At 66.2% G+C, this 10,493-nt stretch carries 5 protein-coding genes and 1 tRNA gene; 2 read left to right on the top strand and 4 right to left on the bottom strand.

Going from position 1 to position 10,493, the window contains the following annotated elements; genetic code table 11:
• Nucleotides 1–2: 2 nt before the first annotated feature.
• Nucleotides 3–6,251 (bottom strand): sulfolipid-1 biosynthesis phthioceranic/hydroxyphthioceranic acid synthase, encoded by a 6,249-nt coding sequence (pks2, locus tag VFH65_RS11410; protein WP_414688398.1) that lies wholly within the window; start codon nucleotides 6,249–6,251, stop codon nucleotides 3–5.
• A gap of 942 nt (nucleotides 6,252–7,193) precedes the next feature.
• Here pks2 and VFH65_RS11415 point away from each other — a divergent pair.
• On the top strand, nucleotides 7,194–7,928 hold the full coding sequence (locus tag VFH65_RS11415) for a hypothetical protein (RefSeq protein ID WP_353321537.1): 735 nt from the start codon (nucleotides 7,194–7,196) through the stop codon (nucleotides 7,926–7,928).
• Between the two features lie 160 nt (nucleotides 7,929–8,088).
• The gene (locus VFH65_RS11420; protein WP_353321538.1) at nucleotides 8,089–8,706 is read left to right on the top strand and encodes a superoxide dismutase; all 618 of its coding nucleotides are present in this window, start codon (nucleotides 8,089–8,091) and stop codon (nucleotides 8,704–8,706) included.
• Between the two features lie 26 nt (nucleotides 8,707–8,732).
• On the opposite strand, the gene VFH65_RS11425 is transcribed toward VFH65_RS11420, so the two are convergent.
• From VFH65_RS11425 to VFH65_RS11435, 3 genes are all read right to left on the bottom strand, one after another.
• Nucleotides 8,733–8,808: transfer RNA gene (locus tag VFH65_RS11425), tRNA-Ala, on the bottom strand.
• Between the two features lie 62 nt (nucleotides 8,809–8,870).
• On the bottom strand, nucleotides 8,871–9,902 hold the full coding sequence (glpR, locus tag VFH65_RS11430) for a gephyrin-like molybdotransferase receptor GlpR (RefSeq protein ID WP_353321539.1): 1,032 nt from the start codon (nucleotides 9,900–9,902) through the stop codon (nucleotides 8,871–8,873).
• 155 nt (nucleotides 9,903–10,057) lie between these two features.
• Nucleotides 10,058–10,493, bottom strand: a 436-nt coding sequence (locus tag VFH65_RS11435; protein ID WP_353321541.1) for a GNAT family N-acetyltransferase, incomplete at its 5' end; no start/stop codon positions are given.

The following is a 10,493-nucleotide window of genomic DNA, read 5'->3' on the forward strand; positions in this document are numbered from 1 at the left end:
TGTCATGACGGCGCTGCGACGGCTTCATCGGCGGCGAGCGTTTCGCACAGGCTCTCTGCCAGCGCCCGAACGGTGCTGACGCCCATGGAACTAATACGGATTCCTGTTTCGGCCTCGATGCGGGTGCGCAACTCCAGGTTGCCCAGCGAATCGAGCCCGTACTCGGACAGCGGCTTGTCCGGATCGATCGCGCGCCGGAGCAGCAGCCCGACCTGTTCGGCGATCAGCCGGCGCAGGTGCGTCGGCCATTCCTCCCGCGGTAGCGCGGCCAACTCGGCGCGCAATCTCCTTCCCTCCGTAGAGCCTTGGCCTGCGGACTTGAACGCCGATGCGAACGGGCTACGTTGTGCGAACGCCATCAACCACGGTGTTCCCAGGATCGGTGCGTAACCGGTGTAGACGCGGTCGTGACGCAGCATCGACTCGAAGGCGTACGCACCCTCGTCGGGAAGGATCGCTGCGTCACCTTCGGCCAGCGCAGTGCCAAGACCAATCTCGGCCCACGCCCCCCACGCGATGGAGCTGGCCGGAAGGCCCTGGGCTCGACGCCAATACATGAACGCATCCAGCCAGCTGTTGGCCGCCGCGTAAGCGCCCTGGCCCGGCGAGCCCACCAGCGCCGCCGCCGACGAGAACGAGCAGAACCAGTCAAGCGGCTGCGATGCCGTCGCCTGGTGCAGGTTCTGAGCACCGTAAACCTTTGGCGCCCAGTCCCGTTCGACGAGCTCGTCGGTGATGTTGGTCAGCGTGGCGTCCTCGACCACCGCCGCGGCGTGCAGTACGCCCCGAAGCGGCAGATCGGTGGCCGTCGCCGCCGCCACCAGCCGCTCGGCCGTGCCGGCCGCGGCGATGTCGCCGCATTCGACCACGATGTCGGCGCCCGTGGAACGGATCAGCTCGATGATCTCCTGCGATTTGACGCTCGGCTGGCTGCGCGACGTGAGCACGATGCGCCCGCAGCCGGCCTCGGCCATCTTCTCGGCGAGGAACAGCCCGAGTCCGCCAAGACCACCGGTGATGATGTAGGAACCGTCGCTACGGAACGCCGGTACCTGCTCCGGCGGCACCACTACAGCGCTCTGGCCGCTGTGCGCGACGTCGAGCACCAGCTTGCCCGTGTGCTGGGCGCCGCCGATGCACCGGATCGCGCTCGCGGCGTCGGCAAGCGGGTAGTGCGTGATGTCCGGCAACGGCAGTGTGCCGTCGGCGATCAGCGTGTACACCTTCTCCAGCAGGTCACGAACCTTGTCGGGATGGGTGACGGTCATCAGCGCGAGGTCGATCGCGTAGAACGACAGGTTGCGGCGGAACGGGAACAGGCCCATGCGGGTGTCGCCGTAGATGTCGCGCTTGCCGATCTCCAGGAAACGCCCACCGAAGGCGAGCAGCTCGAGCCCCGCACGCTGCGCGGCGCCGGTGACGGAGTTGAGCACGATATCAACGCCGTAGCCGTCGGTGTCCTGGCGGATCTGGTCGGCGAACGCGGTGCTGCGCGAATCGTAGACGTGCTCGATCCCCCAGTCCCGCAACAACTGTCGTCGTTGTTCACTGCCAGCGGTGGCGAAGATCTCGGCACCAGCGGCCTTGGCGACCGCGATCGCCGCCTGCCCAACCCCACCGGTCGCGGAGTGGATCAACACCTTGTCGCCCGACGAGATGCGGGCCAGCTCTTCCAGTCCCAGCCACACGGTGGCGTACGCAAGGCCCACCGCGGCCGCCTCGTGCTCGGCGATCCCCTCAGGCAACGTCGTCGCGAGGTTGGCCTCACAGGTGACGTAGGTGCCCCAGCAGCCGTTGGCCGAGACACCGCCGACACGATCGCCGACGCGGTGGGTCGTCACACCGGGCCCGACCGCGGTGACCACGCCGCCGAACTCGGAGCCGAGCTCGGGCAGCCGGCCGTCGAAGCTCGGGCACCGCCCGAATGCGACGAGGACGTCGACGAAGTTGATGCTGGACGCGCTGACCGCGACCTCGATCTGGCCTGGCCCTGGCGGAACCCGGTCGAACGCAACCAGTTCCAGCGATTCCAGGTCGCCGGGCGTACGGACCTGTAGCCGCATACCGGCGTGTTCGTTCTCCGCCGTCGTGGTCTGCCGCTCGTCGGCGCGTAGCGGGGCAGGGCACAACCGTGCGGTGTACCACTGGCCGTCGCGCCAGGCGGTCTCGTCTTCGTCCGAACCCGTCAGAAGCTGGCGGGCCAGCTGCTCACCGTCGGTGGCCTCGTCGACGTCGATCTGGGTGGCGCGCAGCCGGGGATGTTCCATCCCGATGGCCCGCACGAGGCCACGCAGCCCGGCGTGCTCCAGGTTGGGCACGTCGTCGGCGGCGACGGATTGCGCATTGCGGGCCACGACGTACAGCCGCGGCGGCTCACCTGGCGCTTCGGGCAGCTCGCGGGTTATCCGCACCATATGGCGCACGCAGTCGCCGCCGCGGATCCCCGCATCGGCGTCGGCACTGGTCGGTCCCGTCACGACGACCACACCGGTGATTGCCTGCTCGGCCAAGTAGGACGTCAGCAGCTCGGCATTGGCGTCATGGTCGCTGCGTTGCGACCATGACATCGTCGTGCACTCCGCACCCGCAGACTTCAGCGCGTCGCCAAGGCTTGCGCCCAGGGCGTTTCCGTTATCGCTTGCATTGATCAGCAGCCACGACCCCGCATCGACGTGCTCCCCCTCGGGCACGTCACGTGGCTGCCACTCGATGGTCAACAGGCGATCGTTGAGCACGCGATCCGCCTGCGCTCCCTCGGAGACGCCGGTGCCGAGCTGCAAACCGGTCACGCTCAGCAGGACAGTGCCGTGTTCGTCGAGCACCTCGAGGTCCGCTTCGATCCCGTCGGCGTCGACCTTGACGATGCGGCTGTAGCAGTAGTGCGCATTTCGCGCGGACGCGTACGCCCGCAGCCTGCGCACGCCCAGCGGCAACAACATGCCGCCCGAGGCCGCACCCTGGACGTCCGGGTGCGCGACCACTGATTGGAAGCAAGCGTCCAGCAGTGCCGGATGCACCCCGTAGCCGCGTTGCTGTGACCTCACTGGGCCCGGCAACGCAACGGCGGCAAGCACTGTGCTTGCCGACCCCTCGGGGATGTATGCCGACGACAGCCCCGCGAACGCCGCGCCGTGGTGAATGCCGACCGTCGCGAAACCCGCCCGCAAGTCGGCGCCGTCGACGTCGTTGGGATGCGCCGTGAGCAGAGCGTCGATGTCGTGGGTCGCCGGCTCGTCCTGCGCGGTGTCGGCGTGCAGGACGGCGACGGCCCGCCGGGTCCGTTCGCCCTCTTGATAGGTCTCGACCGCGAACTCGACGACACCCGGGGAGACCGCAGACGCCGAGGCGGACACCGGGGTCTCCTCGTCGAGCAGCAGCATCTGCTCGAAGGTCACGTCGCGGACCTCGCTGGCGTCACCGAGGACGGCCCGTGCGGCCGCCAACGCCATCTCGCAGTACGCCGCACCCGGCAGGACCGCGACCTGGTGTACCTGGTGATCGCCCAGCCACGGCTGCGCCTCGGTGCCGACCTCGCCCTGCCACAAGTGGCGCTCGGGCTCCTCTGGCAGCACGACGTGCGAGCCCAACAGCGGATGCACCGCAACCGTGCACGCCCCACGCACATTGGCGTCGTGACCGTCGCGGTCCAGCAGCAGCGAGGTGTGAGTCCAGGTGGGCAGCGGGACATCGACCAGCCGCCCGGCCGGATAGAGCGCCGAGAAATCCACGGCGGCTCCCACGCTGTGCAGGTCTGCCACGAAACCGCGCAACCCGAGTGGCAACTCTTGCTCGCGGCGCATCGCGGCGAGCACCGCAAGCGGCACGTCCAAACTCCGCGCCGTCTGCTCCACCGCGTGAGTCAGCAGCGGATGCGGTGACAGTTCCGCGAAGACCCGGTGCCCGTCCTCCAAGGCGGCCTGCACCGCGGCAGAGAACCGCACCGCGTGGCGAAGGTTGTCGACCCAGTAGTACGCGTCCCACTCCGCGAGGTCGCGCGGATCGTAAAGCGTCGCCGAGTAATACGGGACTTCCGGCTCCATCGGGCTGATATCGGCAAGAACCTCGGCGAGTTCGTCGAGGATCGGATCGACTTGCGGTGAGTGAGAAGCGACATCGACGGCGATCTCGCGTGCCATCACGTCACGCTGATCCCACGCCGAGACCAGATCGCGAACCGACTGCGTGGCGCCGCCGATGACGGTCGACTGCGGCGACGCGACCACGGCCAGCGAGACGTCGGTGACGCCACGCGCCGCCAGCTCCGAAAGCACTTGAGAGGCGGGCAGTTCCACGGACGCCATGGCCCCGGAGCCGGCGATGCGCGACATCAGCGTCGAGCGCCTGCAGATGACCTTCACCCCGTCCTCGGCGGTCAGCGCGCCTGCGACGACGGCCGCGGCCACCTCGCCCATGGAGTGCCCGATGACCGCGCCGGGGGTGACCCCGTACGACTTCATCGTCGCGGCCAGTGCAACCTGGACCGCGAAAACGGTTGGCTGAACGCGGTCGATTCCGGTGACCGTTTCGGGCGCCGACATCGCTTGTGTCACAGAGAAGTTGGATTCCCGCGCGATCAACGGCTCGAGCTCGGCGATCGTGGCGGCGAAGACCGGCTCACGTGACAGAAGCTCCGCGCCCATCCCGGCCCACTGTGAGCCCTGCCCGGAGAACACCCACACCGGTCCGCGGTCGTCGCTGCCCACCGCAGGCTGGTACGGGGTTTCAGCGTCGGCGACCTCGCGCAGCGCCGTGATCAGTTCGTCGCGGCTGCTGGCGATCACCGATGTCCGCACGGAGCGATATCCGCGCCGGCGCGTCAACGTATAGGCCAAGTCGGAAAGGTCGATCGCGGGTCCGCGGCCGTTTCCGTCTCCGCCCTTGGCCAACCAGTCGGCCATCCGGCCTGCGGTCCTGCGCAGTTCGGGCGCCGAGGTGGACGTCAACGGGAACAGCAGTGGTCCTGCCACGCTGGGCTGCGCGGGCGGAATGTTCGACGTCTCTGGCGCCTGCTCCACGATGGCGTGCACATTGGTCCCAGACAGCCCGTAGGCCGAGACGGCCGCGCGCCGCGGTTGTTCGTCACTGGTCCGCCAGAGCGTGTTCTCCTGGGGCACAAACAGTTTCGTGTCGACCTTGGCGAGTTCATCAGGAAGACGGGTGAAGTGCAGATTCTGCGGTATCACGCCGTGCTGAACCGACAGCACAGCCTTCATTACGCCGAGAGCGCCTGCGGCGGACTGGGTATGTCCGAAATTGGTCTTGACCGAGCCAAGCGCACACGGGCCGTCGGTGCCGTACACCTCGGCCGCGCTCGCGTATTCGAGGGGGTCCCCGACGGGCGTGCCGGTGCCGTGGGCCTCCACCAGGCCCACGCTGCTGCCCTCGATGCCCGCGGCTGCGAGCGCCGCGCGGTACACCGAGACCTGGGCGGCTGACGAGGGTGTCGCGATGTTGACGGTGCGCCCGTCATTGTTGGTGGCGGTGCCGCGGATGACGGCCAGGATCCGGTCACCGTCGTCGACCGCATCCTCGAGCCGCTTGAGCGTCAGCACCACGGCGCCCTCCGCGGAGACGAAGCCGTCCGCGTTCTCGTCGAAGGCATGGCAGTGGCCGGTCGGCGAGAGCATGCCGGCAGCGGAGCCTCCTGCGGCCTTACGCGGTTCGAGGAGCACCGAAACACCACCGGCCAGGGCAAGGTCGCTCTCACCGTCGTGCAGGCTGCGGCAGGCCATGTGGATGGCACTGAGGCTCGACGAGCATGCCGTGTCGACGGTGACGGCGGGACCGTGGACTCCCAGCGCGTAGGCGATACGGCCGGACGCAAGGCTGAAACTCGTTCCGGTGAACCCGTAGGGGCTCTCCAACGTGCGGGTGTCGGCGGCCAGATGTGCGTAGTCGTTGTGCGTAAGGCCCATGAACACGCCGGTCTGCGAACCGGCAACGGTCGCCGGGTTCAAGCCGGCATGCTCCACGGCCTCCCACGAGGTCTCCAGCAGCAAGCGGTGCTGCGGGTCGATCGCGGTCGCCTCACGCTCGGTGATACCGAAGAAAGCGGCGTCGAAGGCGGAGGCATCGTCGAGGAAGGCGCCCCATTTGCTCACCGACCGGCCCGGCACGCCGGGCTCGGGGTCGTAGTACTCGTCGGCATCCCAGCGGTCCCGGGGAATCTCGGTGACAAAATCGCCGCCCTGCAGCAACGCTGCCCAGAGCTGTTCAGGGGAGTCGATACCTCCAGGAAGGCGGCATGACATTCCAATTACAGCAACTGGAATAACGCGCGCTTCACCCACTCGGTATACCTCTTCTCAGCATGCGGTCAGGAAACTGCAGTCGAATTAATATAGGGGCTAAGTCGCCCCTCGTCTCAACTTCACTGGACCAATGGGACCGCGGGACGGCACCGATTCTGCGCCGCATGCAGGTGAGCGTCATAAATGGCGAAAGCCGACAACCAATGTTGTCGGCCTACCCAGCCGCAGGTACAGAGACCCTGCGAGCGAACAAGACCTCTGCCGACCGCAACAGTCCCACTGTTTGCACAGCTTTGCGATGCGGACCCGTCCAGCTCCGCAAAGTCCCATATTCGATCAAGATCAGGACGGCCAGAGGCCCAATCGGGCGCCCCGCCCGTTTGCGACGGGTAGGTTAGAACCGACATGCGGGCCAATCTAGCAGCCCGTTCCCAGAGTTGGGACATTATTCCCAGATTCGCCACTGTGTCTCGCACATCCGCTGCAACCGGGCGCTCTGGCAAATATCCGCCCCGCCCGATACATCGCAATATCGTCGCTTCATGCACTGCAGGGAGAGCCCCGGCAAATAGTGGCTAGGTGCTACGCATCGGCGTGGCTAACGGCGAAGTCGCAGCACAGCCAATGTCGCCGCGATTCACCTACCAGGACCGATGCGCCGCCGACGCTATGAGGGAGACCTGCGGATGCGAAGGAGTTGTGATAGTGAGAGAGAGAATCGACGCGAGCTATCCGGGGCTTCCGATCCGGTTCGACCATATGAACCGCCGAGACATGGTCATTTACGTCAAATTCACCCACGGCACGGTAAGAATGGCAAATGGTACGGCGATATTCCGCGGACGAGAAATTCTCCAAAGAATTGCGAGCAACGCGAAGGTGCTCCTCGTCGTGAGGCTCTAAGATTGGCTAACTTTGTTCCTGCAGTGAGGTCCACCACGCATGGCGCTAGCAACACTCATCGCGATCACCCTCGCGTGTGTGGCGTGGAGTCTGTGGATACGGCGTCTCACCTGGAGGTGCCGGTGGGAACTCGCCGCCACCCTCAACATCGCGCTACAGGGCCTTGCCGTACTGCTGATGTCGCCGCTTGCATCGGAGACGCTCGGACGGGCGTTGTTTGAACTCACCGGACATTGGAATCTCGAAGACTACATCGGCCACGACTGCTACATCGTCGCCGCATCGGCGATCGTCTACAACGCGATCGGTCGGCTCGCCGACGACCACAAGATGGCGCTGCTCTTCAGGCGGCACATCGAGTTGCCTGCCACGCTGTGCGTGCCCCTGCTGCTGGCGTTGTTCTCGATCGGCAACGGAGCGGCTATCTATCGGCCGGACTTCTTCGAAGTGCCAACGGATTTCTGGCTGAGCACCTACTGGCTGCTGCTCTGCGGCACTCTGATCTATCTGCTGGCGTATGGCTCGCGGGCGCTGCTGATTCTGCGGTCGGATCCGCGGTCGCGGTTCATCGCCACCTGGTATCTCGCCGCATCGGCGGCCGGGATCATCGCCTGTGCCGTGCGGATCATCACCGCATATGTTCCGCCGCTGCAGGCGCTGGACGGCGGCACCCTGGTGTGGTTCTTCGCCTGCACCTGCGGCGCCGGATTCGCGCTGGCGTCGGCGCATTCGTGGCGCATCAAGACCAGGTGGTTCAGCCGTTCGTCGAGATAGCGACGGGCGCGGGTCGGCCGTGGCATCAGCCACCGCCCAGAAGGCAGGTCGCTACGTGATGTGCTGCATCGACGTCAGTCACGACCGGCCCGCGTCGGCACGTTATCACAACATCTGAACAGGTGGACAGATGATGTCTTTCGCTCATAGGCTCGGATGCATGGCTGAGTACATACTTCCCGACCTGGACTACGACTACGGCGCGCTGGAACCGCATATTTCGGGCCAGATCAACGAGATTCACCACAGCAAGCATCACGCCACGTATGTGAAGGGCCTCAACGACGCCATCGCCAAGCTCGACGAGGCGCGTGCCAACGGTGACCATGCGGCGATCTTCCTCAACGAGAAGAACCTGGCGTTCCACCTCGGCGGTCACGTCAACCACTCGATCTGGTGGAAGAACCTGTCCCCCAACGGTGGAGACAAGCCCACCGGGGAACTCGCCGCCGCCATCGATGACCAGTTCGGATCGTTCGACATGTTCCAGGCGCAGTTCACCGCGGCAGCCAACGGGCTGCAGGGTTCGGGCTGGGCGGTGCTGGGTTTCGACACGCTGGGTCAGCGTCTGCTGACGTTCCAGCTCTACGACCAGCAGGCCAACGTGCCGCTCGGCATCATTCCGCTGCTGCAGGTCGACATGTGGGAACACGCGTATTACCTGCAGTACAAGAACGTCAAGGCCGACTACGTCAAGGCGTTCTGGAACGTCGTGAACTGGGCCGACGTGCAAGAACGGTTCGCCGCCGCCAGCAAGGCGCAAGGCCTGATCTTCTAGCCGGACTTGGCGGACCAGCTCAAAGGTGGTGGAGCTAAGGGGAATCGAACCCCTGACCTACTCGATGCGAACGAGTCGCGCTACCAACTGCGCCATAGCCCCTGGTACCGGTAGCAGGTTACCAGCCGTGGCACACCCGCCGAAATCGAGCGACGGGCCTTGAGTTACTGGCCAGCGGCGTGCGGCAGGTCGAAGCTACGCGAGAACGGGGCGTAGTCGAGATGCTCGAAGATCGGGTCCTCGTCGTCGATCTCCAGCACCACAGAACCCGGCCGTCGCAGCCGTGACGGAACCACGTCGAACTCACGATCGTCGGTGTTCTCCACCCCGAGCCGGGCCCGCGCGACGCGCTGTGCGCGGCGCCGACGCAGCCGCTCCTCGATGCGCGTCTGCCGCCGCAGATATGCCAGGTAAAGCACCGTCACGGCGCCGATCGAGCCGAACGCCCACCACGCCGCCGGGGCCACCGTGACCGCGGCCGCGGCCGAGGCCACCACCGCGACCGCAAGGACCGTGAGCATGCGCTTGCGGAACTTGTACTTGCGGGCGCTCACCGCCGCCGCGGTCTTGGACTCATGCCGGCGCCTGCGTGCGGCGCTCAGCGAGTCGGCCAAGTGCAGTTCGGTCTCCGACGGGGCCTCCAGCCCGGATGAATCGGCAACGTACTCGTACTCGTCGTCGACGTCCTCGGGCTCCGGTTCGTACTCGTCGGCCGGCTCGTCCTCGGCTTCGGCCTCGAATTCGAGTGCTAGTTCGTCAATTTGGCCTTGCTCCCCGGGGGTCTGTTCCTCTACTGGCGAGGTTGCTGACACCCCGACTGGCAATGCGCCGGAGTCTTCGCCGACGACATCCACATCGAGGTAGTCCGGTTCAGCGTCGTTCTCGATGACCGCCTCTGCCACCACCACGGAGCGCCCCGGCGATTCGTGTTCGGCCTCGTCGAGGTCGTCTTCAAGATCGACATCGTCGAGATCCTCGTCGGACTGTTGCCAGTCCGGGTCGCTGCGGTGCCCGGCCGCGGGACCGGTGCGCTTGAGCAGCCGGCTGTTACGGCTGCTGTTGAGCACCCGCGTCGCCAGGGCGACGTCGCTGGTGCGGCGGACGGCATCACGCTTGCTGATCAACATCGGCACCAGCACGAAGAGCCAAAGGACGACAAGGGAGATCCACAGGAGGGATTGGGGGATGCTTGGCATGTCGCCGGCTCCTTTCCCCATCAGGCTAGGTCGGTGACCAGCGCATCCGTGGGCGGCGCGCCGAGGTCAATTACACACCTGTAATTCACACCTGACAAGCACCATTAGTCACAAATGTCACATCTGTCACAAGAAGGGCGGTTTGCGGCCGGGGTTCAGGCCCAACTCGCGTGGCCCTCGCGGACCAACGTCGAGGCTGCCGAAGTGTGAAGTTCTTCGACCGTGATGGCCACCAGCAGGTGATCGCGCCACGCGCCGTCGACCTCCAGATAGCGTCGCAGCAGCCCCTCTTCCCGGAATCCCACCTTGGCGAGCACCGCCCGGCTCGCGGCGTTCTCGGGGCGAACCGTGGCCTCGACGCGGTGCAACATGACCGGCCCGAAGCAGTGGTCCAGGCCAAGGGCCAGCGCGGCGGTCGCCACGCCGCCGCCGGTGGCCACGCTCGCTACCCAATATCCGATCCACGCCGACCGCAGCGCGCCGTGTGTCACGTTGCCGATTGTCAGCTGGCCGGCGAACACCCCGTCCACCTCGATCACATACGGGAGCATCCGGCCCTTGCGCGCCTCGGCTCGCAGCCCAGAGCACACC

This window comes from Mycobacterium sp., assembly GCF_035697385.1.
Taxonomy (GTDB): Bacteria; Actinomycetota; Actinomycetes; order Mycobacteriales; family Mycobacteriaceae; genus Mycobacterium.

Coding starts and splice junctions, on each gene's coding strand:
- glpR (WP_353321539.1), bottom strand. CDS start 9,902: ATGCCAAGCATCCCCCAATCCCTCCTGTGGATCTCCCTTGTCGTCCTT.
- VFH65_RS11420 (WP_353321538.1), top strand. CDS start 8,089: ATGGCTGAGTACATACTTCCCGACCTGGACTACGACTACGGCGCGCTG.
- pks2 (WP_414688398.1), bottom strand. CDS start 6,251: ATGTCATGCCGCCTTCCTGGAGGTATCGACTCCCCTGAACAGCTCTGG.
- VFH65_RS11415 (WP_353321537.1), top strand. CDS start 7,194: ATGGCGCTAGCAACACTCATCGCGATCACCCTCGCGTGTGTGGCGTGG.